We start from the raw sequence: 17810 nt of genomic DNA, 5'->3' as shown, positions 1-17810 counted from the left end.
AACGGCGTGGTGCTTTAGCCGACCGCGCCTTCCATCTGCAGCTCGATCAGCCGGTTGAGCTCGAGCGCGTACTCCATGGGCAGTTCCTTGGCGATCGGCTCGACGAAGCCGCGCACGATCATCGCCATCGCCTCGTCCTCCGACATGCCGCGGCTCATCAGGTAGAAGAGCTGGTCCTCGGAGACCTTGGAGACGGTCGCCTCGTGGCCCATGGACACGTCGTCCTCGCGGACGTCCACGTAGGGGTAGGTGTCCGAGCGGGAGATGGTGTCGACGAGCAGCGCGTCGCACAGCACGTTGGACTTGGCGCCCGGGGCGCCCTCGCCGATCTCGATCAGACCGCGGTAGGAGGTGCGGCCGCCGCCGCGCGCCACCGACTTGGAGACGATGTTGGACGAGGTGTTCGGGGCCATGTGGACCATCTTGGCGCCCGCGTCCTGGTGCTGGCCCTCGCCGGCGAAGGCGATGGACAGCGTCTCGCCCTTGGCGTGCTCGCCCATCAGGTAGACGGCCGGGTACTTCATCGTCACCTTGGAGCCGATGTTGCCGTCGACCCACTCCATGGTCGCGCCCTCGTAGGCCACGGCGCGCTTGGTGACCAGGTTGTAGACGTTGTTCGACCAGTTCTGGATGGTCGTGTAGCGGCAGCGGGCGTTCTTCTTGACAATGATCTCGACGACCGCGGAGTGCAGCGAGTCCGACTTGTAGATCGGGGCGGTGCAGCCCTCGACGTAGTGCACGTAGGCACCCTCGTCGACGATGATCAGGGTCCGCTCGAACTGGCCCATGTTCTCGGTGTTGATCCGGAAGTAGGCCTGGAGCGGGATCTCCACGTGCACGCCCGGCGGCACGTAGATGAAGGAGCCGCCGGACCAGACGGCGGAGTTCAGCGAGGCGAACTTGTTGTCGCCGACCGGGATGACGGTGCCGAAGTACTCCTTGAAGAGCTCCGGGTGCTCCTTCAGCGCCGTGTCGGTGTCGAGGAAGATGACGCCCTGCTCCTCCAGGTCCTCACGGATCTGGTGGTAGACGACCTCCGACTCGTACTGCGCGGCGACACCGGCGACGAGGCGCTTCTTCTCGGCCTCCGGGATGCCCAGCTTGTCGTAGGTGTTCTTGATGTCCTCGGGCAGGTCCTCCCAGGACTCCGCCTGCTTCTCCGTGGAGCGCACGAAGTACTTGATGTTGTCGAAGTCGATGCCGGAGAGGTCGGAGCCCCAGTTCGGCATGGGCTTCTTCTCGAACAGGCGCAGGCCCTTGAGGCGGAGCTTGGTCATCCACTCCGGCTCGTCCTTCTTCGCGGAGATGTCCCGGACGACGTCCTCGTTCAGGCCGCGGCGCGCCGACGCACCGGCCTCGTCACGGTCGGCCCAGCCGTACTCGTAGTTGCCCAGACCCTCCAGCTCGGGGTGGGCAGTCTCCGTGGGGAGAGTCATGCGGGGTTCCTCCCGGACGTGCTTTCAGATGCGTGGTGGGAAATCTTGGGGATGAACGTCGTGCAGACGCCGTCGCCGTGCGCGATGGTGGCCAGTCGCTGCACATGCGTACCGAGAAGCTCGGCGAAGAATTCCGTCTCGGCCTCGCACAGCTGGGGGAATTCCTCGGCGACGTGGGCGACCGGGCAGTGGTGCTGGCAGAGCTGCTCGCCGACCGGTGCGCTGCGCGCAGTGGCAGCGTACCCGTCCGCGCTCAAGGCCTTGGCCAGCGCTTCCGCACGATCCTCGGGCGCCGCGGCGGCGACGGCCTTGCGGTAGGCACCCGCCTGGGCGGCGATCCGGGCGCGGGCGAAGGCGGCGATCGCCTCGTTCCCGCCCTCCTTCTCGCCGATCCAGCGCAGGGCGTCCACGGCCAGTTTGTCGTAGGACTGGTCGAAGGCGTCGCGTCCGCAGTCCGTCAGGGCGAACACCTTGGCCGGGCGGCCGCGCGTGCGCGCTCCGTAGACCCGGCGGTCACGGGCTTCCACCACGTTGTCGGCGGACAGTGCGTCGAGATGCCGGCGTACGGCCGCCTGGGTGAGTCCGAGGCGGTCGGCCAGCTGGGCGACGGTCGACGGGCCGTGGTCCAGGATGGAGCGGGCGACGCGGTTGCGGGTGGACCGCTCACCGGTTGCCAGTTCCTCGTGGGAAGCCTCGCCGACGTTTTTCACAACGCCATTGTTGCGTAATTCATCCGAGCCGGGCAAGCCGCGCCCGGACGCCCCGAAGGTGCGCTGCATCACTTAGGTAAACCTAACGTGACCTGCGGAAACGATCTTTGATCAATCGGATCCGGGGGTTTTCGCGGGCGGTCTCCGGACCCTCCGAAACCCCGCCCGCACCCCCTCCGACCGGCCTTCTTGCCCCTTTCGCCACTCCGGCCGCAGCGCCGCGCGGAACCGGCCGCGGACGCGCGCAGGACGCGGAGCGCTCGCGGACCCGGCGGTCCGGGGCCGCCAGGGTCTCCCTAGACTCGTGACCCATGCGAAGTGAGCCCGTGGTCCAGGTGCAGGGCCTGGTGAAGCGGTACGGCACGAAGACCGCGGTGAACGGCCTCGACCTGGTGGCCCGGCAGGGCGTGACCGCCGTGCTCGGCCCCAACGGAGCGGGCAAGACGACCACGGTCGAGACCTGCGAGGGGTACCGGCGGCCGGACTCCGGAACGGTGCGCGTCCTGGGCCTCGACCCGGTGACCCAGTCGGCGCGGCTGCGGCCCCGGCTCGGGGTGATGCTCCAGTCCGGCGGCGTCTACTCGGGCGCGCGGGCCGACGAGATGCTGCGACACGTGGCGAAACTCCACGCCCATCCGCTGGACGTAAACGCGCTGATGGAGCGGCTGGGGCTCGGCTCCTGCGGCCGTACCTCCTACCGGCGGCTCTCCGGCGGCCAGCAGCAGCGGCTCGCCCTGGCGATGGCCGTGGTCGGCCGCCCCGAACTGGTCTTCCTGGACGAGCCGACGGCCGGCCTCGACCCGCAGGCCCGCCGCGCCACCTGGGACCTGGTGCGGGACCTGCGCACCGACGGCGTCTCCGTCATCCTCACCACGCACTACATGGACGAGGCCGAACAGCTCGCCGACGACGTGGCGATCATCGACGCCGGCCGCGTCATCGCCCAGGGCTCCCCCGAGGAGCTGTGCAGGGGCGGCGCCGAGAACACCCTGCGCTTCTCCGGCCGCCCGGGACTGGACGTGGCCTCGCTGCTCAAGGCGCTGCCCGACGACTCCTCGGCCGCCGAGGTGGCGCCCGGCTCGTACCGGGTCGCCGGCAAGGTCGACCCGCAGCTGCTCGCCACGGTGACCTCCTGGTGCGCCCAGCACGGGGTGATGCCGGACCGGATCTCGGTGGAGCGGCACACTCTCGAAGACGTCTTCTTGGAACTGACGGGCAAGGAGTTGCGCGCGTGACCGCCGCCGGGACCTATTCCCCCAAGCCGGGTGCGGCGCCCCTGGCCCGCATGATCGCCGCGCAGGCCGTGCTCGAGACGCGGATGCTGCTGCGCAACGGCGAGCAGTTGCTGCTGACGGTGATCATCCCCACGCTGCTGCTGGTGCTGTTCAGCACGGTGGACGTGGTGGACACCGGTGACGGCGAGGCGGTCGACTTCCTCGCGCCCGGCATCCTCGCGCTGGCCGTGATGTCGACGGCGTTCACCGGCCAGGCCATCGCCACCGGCTTCGAGCGCCGCTACGGCGTGCTGAAGCGGCTGGCCGCCTCGCCGCTGCCGCGCTGGGGGCTGATGACCGCGAAGACGCTGTCGGTGCTGGTCACCGAGGTTCTCCAGGTGATCCTGGTAGCGGTGATCGCGCTCGCGCTGGGCTGGTCCCCGCAGGGCAGCCCCGTCGCGGTGTTCCTGCTGCTGGCCCTGGGCACGGCCGCGTTCTCCGGGCTCGGCCTGCTGATGGCGGGCACGCTCAAGGCGGAGGCCACGCTCGCCGCCGCCAACCTGGTCTTCCTGCTGCTGCTCGTCGGCGGCGGGGTGGTCGTGCCGCTGGACAAGTTCCCGGACGCGGCGCAGGGCGTGCTCGGTCTGCTGCCGATCGCCGCGCTCTCGGAGGGGCTGCGCGACGTGCTCCAGCACGGGGCCGGGACGCCCTGGGGCGGCCTCGGGATCCTTGCCGTGTGGGCGGTCGCCGGGCTCGCGGCGGCCGGGAAGTTCTTCCGCTGGGAGTAGGCGGCATGAGCGGAACCGACCCTCGTGAAAGTGTGCACAAGCGGACGCATACGATGGGACGCGTGCCAAACGTGACCCGCGCCGACGCCCAGGCGGCGCTGCGCAACCCGCTCGCCTTCATCGCCGCACGCTGGACCCCGGATCCCCGGACCGTCCGGCGGGCGGCCCTCGCCGCGCTCGTCATGGCGGTGGTCATCGTGGTCACCGGCGGCGCGGTACGGCTGACCGGCTCCGGCCTCGGCTGCCCGACCTGGCCCAAGTGCACCGACGACTCGTTCACCTCGACCCGGGAGATGGGTCTGCACGGGGTCATCGAGTTCGGCAACCGCCTGCTGACGTACGTGCTGTGCGCCGCGGTCGGCTGGGCGATCATCGCCGCACGCTCGCAGAAGCCGTACCGGCGTGAGCTCACCCTTCTGGGCTGGGCGCAGTTCTGGGTGGTCATGGGCAACGCGGTCCTCGGCGGCATCGTGGTCCTCGTCGGCCTGAACCCGTACACGGTCGCGGCGCACTTCCTGCTGTCCACGGCGCTGATCGCGGTCGCGACGGTGATGTGGCAGCGCACCCGCGAGGGCGACGCCGGGCCCCGGCCGCTGGTCGGCACGGCGGTGCGGCAGCTGGTGTGGTTCCTGGTGGCCGCCGCCGTGCTGCTGATCGCGGTCGGCACGGTGGTCACCGGCGCCGGCCCGCACGCGGGCGACTCCAGCGAGGTCGCGCGGATGCCGGTCGACTGGGAGGCGGTCAGCAAGCTGCACGCCGTGCTGGCGTGGATCGTGGTGACGCTGACGTTCGCCCTGTGGTTCGTCCTCAAGGCGGTCGACGCCCCGAAGGCCCCCCTGGCCCGCACCCGCGAGCTGTTCCTGATCCTGCTCGGACAGGGAGCGCTGGGTTACATCCAGTACTTCACCGATCTTCCCGAAATCCTGGTCGGCCTTCATATGTTCGGCTCGTGCGTGATGTGGATCTGGGTGGTCCGGGTGCTGTTGTCATTGCGCGAGCGCCCTACCGAAGAGATGTCCCCCTTGGCTACCGGCTCAACCGGACGACTCGAGACCGCTGCCGGCTGACGGGCGTGCGCCACACGGGGCGGGGAACAATCTCGCGCAAGGCGAGATCGGATACGTCCAGTACGGACCATCCCCGCAGGCGGCGCACGCCCCCTGTTTCAACGAGCCGTCGGCCTCGTGGTCACCCCGGCTCCCGCGCAGCGTGACGGTGGAGCGGGCGAAGGTCAGCAGGCCCAGGTCGACCCAGATGTCCTGGGGCCAGTTGGCGGCCCGGTCCACCTCACGCCGCCAGTAGTCGCGCTGGTCGCGCAGCACGAAGGCGGCGAGTTCACCGGCCGGCACCTCGGGCAGTGTCCCGGCGGGCGGCGCTCCGTGCAGGACGCGGCCGACGGTGTGCAGTTCGGTCCGGGTGACCGGCGTGACGGGGCGTGTGAACAGCCGCTCGTGGGTTCAGGTGAGATGGCGGCGCCCGGCGCCCTCGGCGGCGCCCGGCGTCAGGCAGGTGCAGTGGAGGCGGTCGGCGAGGGGCGTGCCGCGCAGCCGGGCGTGCAGGGAGGCCAGGCGCCATGCCGTCCGCACGCCGACCGGGTCGTCCAGGACCGCGATCAGATCCAGGTCGCTGCGGCCCTCCACATAGTCACCGGCGGCCAGTGACCCGTGCGCCCAGACGGCCACCGGGCCAGGGGTGACAGGGCGTCGAGGAAGCGGGCGAGGAGGACGTCGGTCGGCATGGGCCCAGTGATCCCCGGGTCAGGCGAGTCCGTACACCCGGCTCGCGTTGCCCGCGGCGAGCAGGCCGGCCACGCGCTGGGCGTCGGGGCGGGACCAGGCGCCCTCGGTCACCCAGGTGCCGAGGACCCGGCCGAGGGACTCGCGGAACAGGCGGGCGCCGACGACGTGCAGTTCGGGCAGGCCGCGGGCGCCGCTGGAGAAGAGGATCTTGCCGAAGGGGGCCAGCTCCAGGATCTCCGCGAGGACGGTCGCCGCGCGGGCGCCGGTGCGGATCAGCGCGGCGCCGCAGTCGGCGTAGACGTGCGGGAAGACGCCGGCGAGGTGGGCGGCGTGCCGGTGGTACGGGTAGCCGTGCAGCAGGACGAGGTCGGTGCCGAGCCCCGCGGTGGCCCGGACGAAGTCGGTCAGCAGCGCCGGGTCGGTGCGGTCGATGCGGGCGCCCGGCGCGCCGAGGCCGGCGTGGAGCTGGAGGGGCAGACCGGAGGCGACCGCGATCCAGAGCAGATGCCGCAGCAGCACCGGGTCGCTCAGCGCGTCCCCCGCGCGGCGCCCGGCCAGCCAGCGCCCCGCCGCGCCGCGCACTTCCCCGGGCCCGGGCGGCTCGGGGGCGAGGCAAAGCCCGTGCCGTGCCCCGGCGACGGAGGTGAAGGCGATGGCGTGGGCGGCGGCGCCGTGCACGGACTCGGCGAGGTTGGCGAGGAAGGATTCGACGGTGCCGGAGGTGTCGGCGACCTGTTCGGCGAGCTGTTCCAGGCGGACGATCTCGTGGGCGGCGGCGCCCGACGCCCGGCCCAGCTCGGTGGGCCCGGTGAGGTCCTCGGGCAGCCCGGTGTCGACGAGGAAGGCGGTGATGCCGCTGCCCCGCAGCAGCCTGCGCGCCGCCTCGGTCATGCCCAGCTCACGGCGCCGGGCGAGATACCGGGCGGGCGGACAGTGCGGCTCGAGGCCGAGCAGGGGCGGGCACCAGCGGCGTACGGCGAACCCGGTCTGGGTGTCGAACAGCGTGGTGCCGGGGGCGGGCGGTCCCTCGGTGCGGGCGAGCTGGGCCTCGAAGGTGCCGAGGCCCAGTTCCGTGCGGAGCACTCCGTGGCAGTACTGGTCCACGAGTGAGGGCGTGTCGATCATCCGGGACTCCCCGTGACGGGACCGTATGGGTCTGCTTCACAGGTCCTAACGGGTGAACCGGGGGTGAGGTGGCGCGGGAGTGTCCACGGGGTGCGGGAGGTCGGGTGACCCCGGCACCCCGGGGGGTGCCGCTCAGCCGCCGAGCTGGATGCCGGCCATCCTCTTCCACTCGTACGGGCCCGTCCTCATCTTGGCCGCGAGCGCGCCGTCGAAGTTCTCGTGGACGGTGATGCCCGCCTTCTCGACGGCCTTTCCGGCGATCTCCATCGACGGGGCGAACACGTCGCCCCAGTCGCCGTCCTCACCGACGAGGACGATCCGGGCGCCGCGCTGCCCGAGGTAGGCGATCTGCCCCTCGGCGCCGCCGTGCGCCTGGGCGAAGCCGCCGATCTGCCGGGCGAGCCGGGCCGCCGTCCGCTCCGCCTTGGGGTCCAGTTGCTGCGTGTCTGCCATGAACGGAATGCTACCGACGGGTAGACCGGACGGCGACGGGCGGGGTCCGTGGCCTTGACCACGGACCCCGCCCGAGCGGAGCGCCGAGGGACGTCCTAGCGCAGGAAGGGGTCCACCGCGACGGCCACGAAGAGCAGCGACACATAGGTGATGGACCAGTGGAACAGCCGCATCTCCTTGAGCTTGCCGCCCGTCACCCCGGCGTTGGCGCGGTGCAGCAGCGCGTGCGCCTCCCACAGCCAGCAGCCGCCCGACGCGAGGGCGACGGCCGTGTAGAACCAGCCGGTGTAGCCGAGCGGGGTGAGCAGCAGCGACACCGCGACCATGACCCAGCTGTAGGCCACGATCTGCTTGGCGACGACCTTGTTGGAGGCGATGACCGGCAGCATCGGCACGCCGACGCGCGCGTAGTCGTCCTTGACCTTCATCGACAGCGGCCAGTAGTGCGGCGGCGTCCAGAAGAAGATGACGAAGAAGAGGATGACCGGCGCCCACGCCATCGAGTTGGTGACGGCGGTCCAGCCGATCAGCACCGGCATGCAGCCGGCGATGCCGCCCCACACGATGTTCTGCGACGTGCGCCGCTTGAGGATCATCGTGTAGACGACGACGTAAAAGAGGAGCGCGCCGAGGGAGAGCCAGGCGGACAGCCAGTTGACGGTGAGGCCGAACAGCAGCGTCGAGACGACCGCCAGGGAGACACCGAAGACGAGGCACTCGGCCGGGCTGACCATCCCCGTGACCAGGGGCCGCTGCGAGGTGCGGTCCATCAGCGCGTCGATGTCGCGGTCGATGTACATGTTCAGGGCGTTGGCGCCGCCCGCGGACAGATAGCCGCCGACGCAGGTCAGCAGCACCAGCGTCAGATCCGGCACGCCCTGCTGCGCCAGGAACATCACCGGCACGGTAGTGATGAGGAGCAGCTCGATGATCCGCGGCTTGGTGAGGGCCACGAAAGCCATCACACGGGCCCCGAACGGCCGATGGGCAGGGCTCTGACTGGTCCCCAGCACCCCGGCTGGACGGGATTCAACGGCCGTCACGTACACCCCTACAGAGACATCCCAGCAAGCCACCCCAGGTGAGGCGGGGATAAAGGCTCGCGCGTACCACGCCACTCTAGACGTTGCCCAGACCCGGACATTCGCGGGGGTCGGCTCGTGTTGGAAGAGGCCCTCCGAGGTGCGCCCGAGGGCTCGATTGAGCACCCGGATGAGCGGCTCCGTATTCATCTGCCGAATGCGGAAACTTCCCAGTCAGGAGGCGGATCGAAAGGAGTGCCCGCACTCTGGAACGACTCGAAAGAACGCCCGTCCCACGGAGGTAGGCTCGACCTCGCCGGTGGGCATTCACCGGCATCCGAATTTCATTGTGGAGAGGAGCCCTGACTCAGGGTGAGCACCAAGCCGACCACCACAGACCTCGAGTGGACCGAGCTGGACCAGCGGGCCGTGGACACCGCCCGCGTCCTGGCCGCCGATGCCGTACAGAAGGTCGGTAACGGCCATCCTGGTACGGCCATGAGCCTGGCGCCTGCCGCCTACACCCTCTTCCAGAAGGTGATGCGGCACGACCCGTCGGACGCCGACTGGGTCGGGCGCGACCGCTTCGTGCTGTCCGCCGGCCACTCGTCCCTGACCCTCTACACCCAGCTGTACCTGGCCGGCTTCGGCCTGGAGCTGGACGACTTGAAGTCCTTCCGCACCTGGGGTTCGAAGACGCCGGGCCACCCCGAGTACGGCCACACCACGGGCGTGGAGACCACCACCGGTCCGCTGGGCCAGGGTGTCGCCAACGCGGTGGGCATGGCGATGGCCGCCCGCTACGAGCGCGGGCTGTTCGACCCGGAGGCTCCCGCGGGCGAGTCCCCGTTCGACCACTTCGTCTACTGCATCGCCGGTGACGGCTGCCTCCAGGAGGGCATCTCCTCGGAGGCGTCCTCGCTGGCCGGGCACCAGAAGCTGGGCAACCTGGTGCTGTTGTGGGACGACAACCACATCTCCATCGAGGGCGACACCGAGACCGCCGTCTCCGAGGACGTCACCAAGCGGTACGAGGCGTACGGCTGGCACGTGCAGCGCGTCGCGCCGAAGCCGGACGGCGACCTGGACCCGAACGCGATCTACGACGCGATCCAGGAGGCGAAGAAGGTCACGGACAGGCCGTCCTTCATCGCCATGCGGTCGATCATCGCCTGGCCCGCGCCGCACGCGCAGAACACCGAGGCCGCGCACGGCTCGGCGCTCGGCGAGGAGGAGGTCGCGGCCACCAAGCGGGTGCTGGGCTTCGACCCGGAGCGGACCTTCGAGGTGAGCGACGAGGTCATCGGTCACACCCGCAAGGCGCTGGAGCGGGGCCAGGCGGCCCGCGCGGTGTGGGAGAAGTCCTTCCAGCAGTGGCGGGACAACAACCCCGGGCGTGCCGCCGAGTACGACCGGATCGCCGCCGGAGAACTCCCCAAGGGCTGGCAGGACTCGATCCCGGTGTTCGAACCGGGCAAGGGCGTCGCCACGCGTGCCGCCTCCGGCAAGGTGCTCCAGGCGCTCGGCGCGGTGATCCCGGAGCTGTGGGGCGGCTCGGCCGACCTCGCGGGGTCCAACAACACCACGATCGACAAGACGTCGTCGTTCCTCCCGGCGGACAACCCGCTGCCCGAGGCCGACCCGTACGGCCGCACGATCCACTTCGGCATCCGTGAGCACGCCATGGCCGCGGAGATGAACGGCATCGCGCTGCACGGCAACACCCGGATCTACGGCGGCACCTTCCTGGTGTTCTCCGACTACATGCGCAACGCGGTGCGGCTCTCGGCGCTGATGCACCTGCCGGTGACGTACGTGTGGACGCACGACTCCATCGGCCTGGGCGAGGACGGCCCCACCCACCAGCCGGTCGAGCACCTCGCCTCCCTGCGCGCCATCCCCGGCCTGAACGTCGTCCGCCCCGCCGACGCCAACGAGACCGCGATCGCCTGGCGGGAGATCCTCTCCCGGTGGACGAAGGAGTTCGGCAAGGGCACCCCGCACGGCCTGGCGCTGACCCGTCAGGGCGTGCCGACGTACGAGCCGAACGAGGACGCGGCCAGGGGCGGCTACGTCCTGTTCGACGCCGAGGGCGGCGAGCCCGAGGTCGTCCTGATCGCCACCGGCTCCGAGGTGCACGTCGCCGTCGAGGCGCGCGAGCGGCTGCAGGCCGACGGCGTGCCGACGCGCGTGGTGTCCATGCCGTCCGTGGAGTGGTTCGAGGAGCAGGACCAGGGGTACCGGGACAGCGTCCTGCCGCCCTCGGTCAAGGCGCGCGTGGCCGTCGAGGCGGGGATCGGCCTCACCTGGCACAAGTACGTGGGGGACACCGGCCGCATCGTCTCCCTGGAACACTTCGGCGCCTCCGCCGACGGCAAGGTGCTGTTCAAGGAGTACGGCTTCACCGCCGAGAACGTGGCCGCCGTCGCGCGGGAATCGATCGCCGCGGCTCAGCGCTGACGCTCATATACGACACGTAGGAGATGTAATTTCCATGACGGACGCACTCAAGCGCCTTTCCGACGAAGGCGTCGCGATCTGGCTGGACGACCTGTCGCGCAAGCGGATCACGTCCGGCAACCTCGCCGAGCTGATGGACCAGCAGCACGTCGTGGGCGTCACCACCAACCCGACGATCTTCCAGAAGGCGATCTCCGAGGGCGACGGCTACGACACGCAGCTGACCGACCTCGCCGCCCGCAAGGTCACCGTCGAAGAGGCCATCCGCATGATCACCACGGCGGACGTCCGCGACGCCGCCGACATCATGCGCCCGGTCTTCGACGCCACCGACGGCCGCGACGGCCGCGTCTCGATCGAGGTCGACCCGCGGCTGGCGCACAACACGCGCGCCACGGTCGCCGAGGCCAAGCAGCTGGCCTGGCTGGTGGACCGGCCCAACACGCTCATCAAGATCCCGGCCACCGAGGCGGGCATCCCGGCCATCGCCGAGACCATCGGCCTGGGCATCAGCGTCAACGTCACGCTGATCTTCTCCCTGGAGCGCTACCGCAAGGTGATGGACGCGTTCCTGACCGGTCTGGAGAAGGCCAAGGAGCGCGGCCTGGACCTGTCGAAGATCCACTCCGTGGCGTCCTTCTTCGTGTCCCGCGTGGACACCGAGATCGACAAGCGGATCGACGCGCTGGGCACCGACGAGGCCAAGGCGCTGCGCGGCAAGGCCGCCATCGCCAACGCGCGCCTGGCGTACCAGGCGTACGAGGAGGTCTTCTCCACCGACCGCTGGAGCGCGCTGGAACGCGAGGGCGCCAACAAGCAGCGTCCGCTGTGGGCGTCGACCGGTGTGAAGGACAAGGCGTACAAGGCGACCATGTACGTCGACGAGCTGGTGGCGCCGAACACGGTGAACACCATGCCGGAGGCGACGCTGTTCGCCACCGAGGAGCAGGGCGACATCCGGGGCGACGCCGTCTCCGGCACCTACGAGCAGGCCCGCGCCGACCTGGACGCGGTCGAGGCGCTCGGCATCTCGTACGACGAGGTGGTGCAGCTTCTGGAGGACGAGGGCGTCGACAAGTTCGAGGCCTCCTGGAACGACCTGCTGAAGTCGACCGAGGCGGAGCTGCAGCGCCTCGCCCCCTCGGAGGGCTGAGACCTTGTCGAGCAGCAACCCGCTGCGTGACCCCGCGGACCGACGGCTCCCGCGTATCGCGGGGCCGTCGGGCCTGGTCATCTTCGGCGTCACGGGAGACCTGTCGCGCAAGAAGCTGATGCCGGCCGTGTACGACCTCGCCAACCGGGGGCTGCTGCCGCCGGGCTTCTCCCTGGTGGGCTTCGCCCGCCGGGAGTGGGCCAACGAGGACTTCGCCCAGGAGGTCCACGACGCGGTCAAGGAGCACGCCAGGACCCCCTTCCGTGAGGAGGTCTGGCAGCAGCTCATCCAGGGCATGCGCTTCGTGCAGGGCACCTTCGACGACGACGAGTCCTTCGAGCGGCTGCGCGGCACGATCGAGGAGCTGGACAAGGCCCAGGGCACGGGCGGCAACTTCGCGTTCTACCTGTCGGTGCCGCCGCGTTCGTTCCCGGTGGTCATCCAGCAGCTGAAGAAGCACGGCCTCGCCGACCAGACGGGCGGCTCCTGGCGGCGCGCGGTCATCGAGAAGCCGTTCGGCCACGACCTGAAGTCGGCCGAGGAGCTGAACGCGATCGTCCATGAGGTGTTCGCGCCGGACCAGGTGTTCCGGATCGACCACTACCTGGGCAAGGAGACCGTCCAGAACATCCTGGCGCTGCGCTTCGCCAACACGATGTTCGAGCCGATCTGGAACCGGTCGTTCGTCGACCACGTGCAGATCACGATGGCCGAGGACATCGGCATCGGCGGCCGGGCCGGCTACTACGACGGCATCGGCGCCGCCCGTGACGTGATCCAGAACCATCTGCTGCAGCTGATGGCGCTGACCGCGATGGAGGAGCCCGCTTCCTTCGACGCGGACGCGCTGGCGGCGGAGAAGACCAAGGTGCTCGGTGCCGTCCGGCTGCCGAAGGACCTGGGCCGGGACACCGTGCGCGGGCAGTACGCGGCCGGCTGGCAGGGCGGCGCGAAGGCGGTCGGCTATCTGGAGGAGGAGGGCATCGACCCCTCCTCGAAGACCGACACCTACGCGGCGATCAAGCTGGGCGTCGACAACCGCCGCTGGGCGGGTGTCCCCTTCTATCTGCGCACCGGCAAGCGGCTCGGCCGCCGGGTCACCGAGATCGCGGTGGTGTTCCAGCGGGCACCGCACTCCCCCTTCGACACGACGGCCACCGAGGAACTGGGTTCCAACGCGATCGTCATCCGCGTCCAGCCCGACGAGGGCGTCACCGTCCGCTTCGGCTCCAAGGTGCCGGGCACCTCGATGGAGATCCGGGACGTGTCGATGGACTTCGCGTACGGCGAGTCGTTCACCGAGTCCAGCCCGGAGGCGTACGAGCGGCTGATCCTTGACGTCCTCCTGGGTGACTCCAACCTCTTCCCGCGCACGGAGGAGGTCGAGCTGTCCTGGAAGATCCTCGACCCGATCGAGGAGTACTGGGACACCAACGGCAGGCCGGCCCAGTACCCGGCCGGCACGTGGGGACCGGTCGAGGCGGACGAAATGCTCGAGCGAGACGGACGGAGCTGGCGCCGGCCATGAAAACAGACCTCACGGACACCACGGCCAGCAAGATCAACAAGGCGTTGGTCAGGGGCCGCCGGGCCATCGGCACCCCTGCCGTCGGCATGGTGCTCACGCTGGTCATCGTGACGGACGAGGAGAACGCCTACGACGCGCTGAAGGCGGCGAGCGACGCCTCGCGCGAGCACCCCTCGCGCACGCTGGTGGTCATCAAGCGCGTCTCCCGCTCCCCGCGGGACCGCACCCAGTCGCGTCTGGACGCCGAGGTCCGGGTCGGCGCGGACGCCGGGACCGGCGAGACGGTGGTGCTCCGGCTCTACGGCGAGGTCGTCGACCACGCCCAGTCGGTGGTGCTGCCGCTGCTGCTGCCGGACGCCCCGGTGGTGGTGTGGTGGCCGGTCAACGCCCCGCTGGACCCGGCGAGCGACCCGCTGGGCGCGCTGGCCCAGCGCCGGGTGACCGACACCTACGCCTGCGAGCAGCCGGTGAAGGAGCTCGCCGCCCGCGCCGACGCCTACACCCCCGGTGACACGGACCTGTCGTGGACCCGCATCACGCCCTGGCGTTCGATGCTGGCGGCGGCGCTGGACCAGGTCGCCTGCCAGGTGCAGGGCGTGGAGGTGGAGGGCGAGGAGTTCAACCCGAGCTGCGAGCTGCTGGCGATGTGGCTCGCGGACCGGCTGGACGTCCCCGTCAGGCGCTCGCACTCCGCCGGCCCCGGACTGACCGCGGTCCGCATGGACACCGACTGCGGCCCGATCGTGCTGGACCGCGCGGACGGCTCGCTGGCGACACTGTCCATACAGGGCCAGCCCAAGCGGGCGGTGGCGCTCAAGCGCCGCGAGACCGCGGAGCTGATCGCGGAGGAGCTGCGCCGCCTCGACCCGGACGACACCTACGCCTCGGCCCTGCGCTACGGCGTGGAGCGGCTGAAGTCGGACGGGAGCGGCCCGCCGGCCAAAGGAGGACGGGAAGCGGTCCCGGCCCCCGTCGAGACGGCTGCGAAAGCTCCCGCGGAGCGGGCGACGGCGCAGGCGCCGGTGAACGAGGCGGCGGCGAAGTGAGCACCGCACCGCAGCTGGTCGTGCACCGGGACAAGGAGCTGATGGCGCAGGCCGCGGCGGCCCGGCTGATCACCAGGATCGTGGACGCGCAGGCCTCCCGGGGGTCGGCGTCCGTGGTCCTGACCGGCGGCCGCAACGGCAACGGCCTGCTGGCGGCGCTGGCCGCCGCCCCGGCCCGGGACGCGATCGACTGGTCCCGGCTGGATCTGTGGTGGGGCGACGAGCGGTTCCTGCCCGAGGGCGACCCGGACCGCAATGTCACCCAGGCCCGTGAGGCGCTGCTCGACGCGGTGCCGCTGGACCCGAAGCGCGTGCACGCCATGCCCGCCTCCGACGGCCCGCACGGCACGGACGTGGAGGCGGCGGCCGCCGCCTACGCGGAGGAACTGGCCGCGGCGGCGGCCCCGGAGAACCACGCCGCCGTCCCGGCCTTCGACGTGCTGCTGCTGGGCGTCGGCCCGGACACGCACGTGGCCTCCCTGTTCCCGGAGCTCCCGGCGGTCCGGGAGACGGAACGCACGGTGGTGGGCGTCCGCGGCGCCCCCAAGCCCCCGCCGACGCGGGTCACCCTGACTCTCCCGGCGATCCGGTCGGCGCGGGAGGTCTGGCTCCTGGCGGCGGGCGAGGACAAGGCGGAGGCGGCGGCCCTCGCCCTCTCCGGCGCGGGCGAGATCCAGGCCCCCGCAGCCGGCGCCCGGGGCCGCACCCGCACCCTGTGCCTCCTGGACAGACCGGCAGCGTCCCAGCTCCCGAGGTCCCTCTACCCACCGGCGTCGCCCTGACAGCCCGTCTGGGGGTGCCCCCTCTGGGGGAGTTTGAGGACGAGGCCGTTCAGGCCGAAAAAGAGGGGGTCCGGGGGCTTGCCCCCCGGGGACGGGACGGGAAGGGGCGGCGGGGGCGAAAAAAGCCCCCACCGCCCCCCACCCGCACCTCCTACTTCACGGACCCCGCCATGACCCCCTGCACGAAGTGCCGCTGGAACGCGAAGAACACGACCACCGGCACCACCAGCGACAGGAACGCCCCCGGCGCGAGCACATCGATGTTGCTCCCGAACTGCCGGATCTGCGACTGCAACTGCACCGTCAGCGGCTGCGAGGAACTGTCCGCGAACAACAGCGCCACCAGCATGTCGTTCCACACCCACAGGAACTGGAAGATGGCGAGGCTGGCGATCGCGGGACGCCCCACCGGCAGCACCAGCCGGGTGAAGATCCGCCACTCGCTCCCGCCGTCCATCCGCGCCGCTTCCAGCATCTCCTTCGGCATCTCGGCGAAGTAGTTCCGCAGCAGGAACACCGCGAACGGCAGCCCGTAGGCCACGTGGAACAGCACGACACCCGGAATCGTGCCGAACAGCCCCAGCTCGCCGAAGAGTTTGGCCACCGGCAGCAGACCGATCTGCACGGGCACCACCAGCAGCGCGACGACGAGCAGGAAGACGGGCTCGCGCCCCGGGAAGTCCAGCCAGGCGAAGGCGTATCCGGCGAGCGCGGCGACGACCACGACCAGCACGGTCGTCGGCACGGAGATCAGCACGGTGTTCCAGAACGCCTGGGTGATGCCCGAGTTGTCCAGCAGCGCCGAGTAGTTGTCGAAGGACAGCTGCCCCGGGCTGGTGAACACGGTCCACCACCCGCCCTTGGCCGTGTCCTCGGCGGACCGCAGCGAGGACAGGAACAGACCGGCCAGCGGGGTCAGCCACACCAGCCCGATCACCACGAGGAAGGCCTGCACCACCGCGTTGCCCAGGCCGCGCCGGATGACGTTCATCGCTGACTCCTTTTGAAGCGACGGACGTTGAACACCATGGCGGGGATGACCAGGAGCAGCAGCAGCACGCCGAGCGCGCTGCCGAGGCCCTGGTTGTTGCCGCCGCCGAAGGACACCAGCCACATCTGCGTCGCCAGTACCGTCGCGTCCTCCTGCACCGGTCCCGGTGCGATGATGTACACCAGGTCGAAGACCTTCATGACGTTGATGACCAGGGTCACGAAGACGACGGTGAGCACGGGGGCGAGCAGCGGCACGGTGATGCGGCGGAAGATCTGCCACTCGTTGGCACCGTCCATGCGCGCCGCCTCCAGCGCGTCACGCGGCAGGGTGGCGAGTCCCGCCCCGATGAGCACCATCGCGAAACCGGTCCAGATCCACAGGTACGCGCCGATGATCGCCGGTGTGACGAGCGCCGGTCCGAGCCAGGAGATGCCCTCGTAGGGGGCCGCGAAGTTGCCGGACGGCAGCTTCAGCGCGTAGGAGCCGCCCTCCAGTCCGGTGAAGCTGAAGGAGCCGTCCGCCGCGGTGGTCGTCTCGGCGACGGTCTTCCCGTCGCGCACCGCCTCCACCGTCATCCCGGGCAGGCCGCTCTCCTCGCGGTCGACCACGCCCGGCTCCCCTCCCCCGCCGGGGGTGAAGTCGAGGTACACCACTCCGCGCACCTCGTCGGAGCCGGCTTCGTCCGCGGCCGCCGGAGCGGCGGGTTTCGCGTCGCCCGGCAGGTCCTTGGGGGCGACGCCGACCAGCCCGAGCGACGCCACGTTGCCGGGTGAGACGTCCGCGCCGGTGACGTACGAGCCGTCGTCCTGCTTGGTCAGGCCCTCGCCGTCGCGGGCGCGGGCGGTCGGGTACGAGGAGGTGCCGGTGAAGGCGTCGTGGACGGAGACGACGGCGGCGTTGAGCACGCCCTTGTCGGGGTCCTGGTCGTAGGCGAGCCGGAAGATGATGCCGGCGGCGAGGAAGGAGACCGCCATCGGCATGAACAGCAGCAGCTTGAAGGCCGTGGCCCAGCGGACCTTCTCCACCAGGACGGCCAGGATCAGGCCGAGCCCGGTCAGCAGGGTGGGTGCCACGACGACCCAGATGGCCGTGTTCCGGACGGCCTTGAGGTTGGTCGGGTCCCGGAACATCTCGACGTAGTTCTCCCCGCCGACGAACTCGTTGCCGGAGGCGTCGAAGAAGCTGCGGCCGATGGAGAACAGCACCGGGTAGACCACCAGCGCGCCCAGCAGGAGCAGCGCGGGGAACACGAACAGCAGGGCGATGATCCGCCCCCGGCGGCGCAGGCGTCGGCCGCGCGCGCCGCCGGAGGGCACAGGTGCCGGAGGGCTCGCCTCTTTCACCATGGTGGCGGTCATGG

Annotated in this window: 15 protein-coding genes and 1 pseudogene; 8 read left to right on the top strand and 8 right to left on the bottom strand. The window is 70.6% G+C overall.

Annotation, left to right across the window (positions count from 1 at the left end; all coding sequences use genetic code 11):
• Window positions 1-14 precede the first annotated feature (14 nt).
• Both sufB and AC5L3C_RS29205 read right to left on the bottom strand, forming a co-directional pair.
• Window positions 15-1436 carry a Fe-S cluster assembly protein SufB gene (gene sufB, locus AC5L3C_RS29210; RefSeq protein WP_125507413.1) on the bottom strand — a complete coding sequence of 474 codons (1422 nt, stop codon included), beginning with the start codon at window positions 1434-1436 and terminating at the stop codon, window positions 15-17.
• Window positions 1433-2146 carry a helix-turn-helix transcriptional regulator gene (locus tag AC5L3C_RS29205; protein ID WP_493651913.1) on the bottom strand — a complete coding sequence of 238 codons (714 nt, stop codon included), beginning with the start codon at window positions 2144-2146 and terminating at the stop codon, window positions 1433-1435. Before AC5L3C_RS29205 ends, sufB begins: the two co-directional genes overlap by 4 nt.
• A 311-nt stretch (window positions 2147-2457) precedes the next feature.
• Between AC5L3C_RS29205 and AC5L3C_RS29200 the strand changes: the two genes are divergently transcribed.
• The 3 genes from AC5L3C_RS29200 to AC5L3C_RS29190 are packed head-to-tail and all read left to right on the top strand — an operon-like array spanning window position 2458 to window position 5215.
• Window positions 2458-3381 (top strand): ABC transporter ATP-binding protein, encoded by a 924-nt coding sequence (locus tag AC5L3C_RS29200; protein ID WP_493651912.1) that lies wholly within the window; start codon window positions 2458-2460, stop codon window positions 3379-3381.
• Window positions 3382-3431: 50 nt separating this feature from the next.
• Window positions 3432-4148, top strand: coding sequence for an ABC transporter permease (locus tag AC5L3C_RS29195; RefSeq protein ID WP_164555855.1), 717 nt, complete (start codon window positions 3432-3434; stop codon window positions 4146-4148).
• Window positions 4149-4201: 53 nt separating this feature from the next.
• Window positions 4202-5215: a COX15/CtaA family protein gene (locus AC5L3C_RS29190; RefSeq protein ID WP_493651911.1), complete on the top strand. Its 1014-nt coding sequence runs from the start codon at window positions 4202-4204 to the stop codon at window positions 5213-5215.
• Window positions 5216-5341: 126 nt separating this feature from the next.
• Here AC5L3C_RS29190 and AC5L3C_RS29185 read toward each other — a convergent pair.
• The 4 genes and pseudogenes from AC5L3C_RS29185 to AC5L3C_RS29170 form a co-directional block, all read right to left on the bottom strand.
• A pseudogene (locus tag AC5L3C_RS29185) lies at window positions 5342-5886 on the bottom strand (nucleotidyltransferase domain-containing protein); the annotation flags it as partial.
• Window positions 5887-5905: 19 nt separating this feature from the next.
• Entirely contained in the window at window positions 5906-7012 is a 1107-nt protein-coding gene (locus tag AC5L3C_RS29180; protein WP_493651909.1) for an amidohydrolase family protein, read from the bottom strand.
• Between the two features lie 132 nt (window positions 7013-7144).
• Complete coding sequence (locus AC5L3C_RS29175; protein WP_493651908.1) at window positions 7145-7465, bottom strand: hypothetical protein; 321 nt, start codon at window positions 7463-7465, stop codon at window positions 7145-7147.
• Between the two features lie 95 nt (window positions 7466-7560).
• A complete protein-coding gene (locus tag AC5L3C_RS29170; RefSeq protein ID WP_164555745.1) occupies window positions 7561-8514 on the bottom strand; it encodes a heme o synthase in 954 nt (317 codons plus the stop codon).
• A gap of 345 nt (window positions 8515-8859) precedes the next feature.
• Here AC5L3C_RS29170 and tkt point away from each other — a divergent pair, with 345 nt between their 5' ends.
• The 5 genes from tkt to pgl are packed head-to-tail and all read left to right on the top strand — an operon-like array spanning window position 8860 to window position 15456.
• Window positions 8860-10947 (top strand): transketolase, encoded by a 2088-nt coding sequence (tkt, locus tag AC5L3C_RS29165; RefSeq protein ID WP_493651906.1) that lies wholly within the window; start codon window positions 8860-8862, stop codon window positions 10945-10947.
• Window positions 10948-10981: 34 nt separating this feature from the next.
• On the top strand, window positions 10982-12100 hold the full coding sequence (gene tal / locus AC5L3C_RS29160; RefSeq protein ID WP_493651905.1) for a transaldolase: 1119 nt from the start codon (window positions 10982-10984) through the stop codon (window positions 12098-12100).
• A gap of 4 nt (window positions 12101-12104) precedes the next feature.
• Complete coding sequence (zwf, locus tag AC5L3C_RS29155) at window positions 12105-13628, top strand: glucose-6-phosphate dehydrogenase (RefSeq protein WP_493651904.1); 1524 nt, start codon at window positions 12105-12107, stop codon at window positions 13626-13628.
• Window positions 13625-14674, top strand: coding sequence for a glucose-6-phosphate dehydrogenase assembly protein OpcA (gene opcA / locus AC5L3C_RS29150; protein ID WP_493651902.1), 1050 nt, complete (start codon window positions 13625-13627; stop codon window positions 14672-14674). The genes zwf and opcA overlap by 4 nt, the downstream gene beginning before the upstream one ends.
• Window positions 14671-15456, top strand: coding sequence for a 6-phosphogluconolactonase (gene pgl, locus AC5L3C_RS29145; RefSeq protein ID WP_493651901.1), 786 nt, complete (start codon window positions 14671-14673; stop codon window positions 15454-15456). The genes opcA and pgl overlap by 4 nt, the downstream gene beginning before the upstream one ends.
• A gap of 151 nt (window positions 15457-15607) precedes the next feature.
• Here the strand turns inward: pgl and AC5L3C_RS29140 are convergent, their stop codons facing one another.
• Both AC5L3C_RS29140 and AC5L3C_RS29135 read right to left on the bottom strand, forming a co-directional pair.
• Entirely contained in the window at window positions 15608-16447 is an 840-nt protein-coding gene (locus AC5L3C_RS29140) for a carbohydrate ABC transporter permease (RefSeq protein ID WP_493651899.1), read from the bottom strand.
• Window positions 16444-17808 (bottom strand): ABC transporter permease, encoded by a 1365-nt coding sequence (locus tag AC5L3C_RS29135; protein ID WP_493651898.1) that lies wholly within the window; start codon window positions 17806-17808, stop codon window positions 16444-16446. The genes AC5L3C_RS29140 and AC5L3C_RS29135 overlap by 4 nt, the downstream gene beginning before the upstream one ends.
• Window positions 17809-17810 lie beyond the last annotated feature (2 nt).

The organism is Streptomyces speibonae (assembly GCF_984686075.1).
Note: the sequence above shows the minus strand (reverse complement) of the source record. Positions and strands in the feature narration are given on the sequence as shown.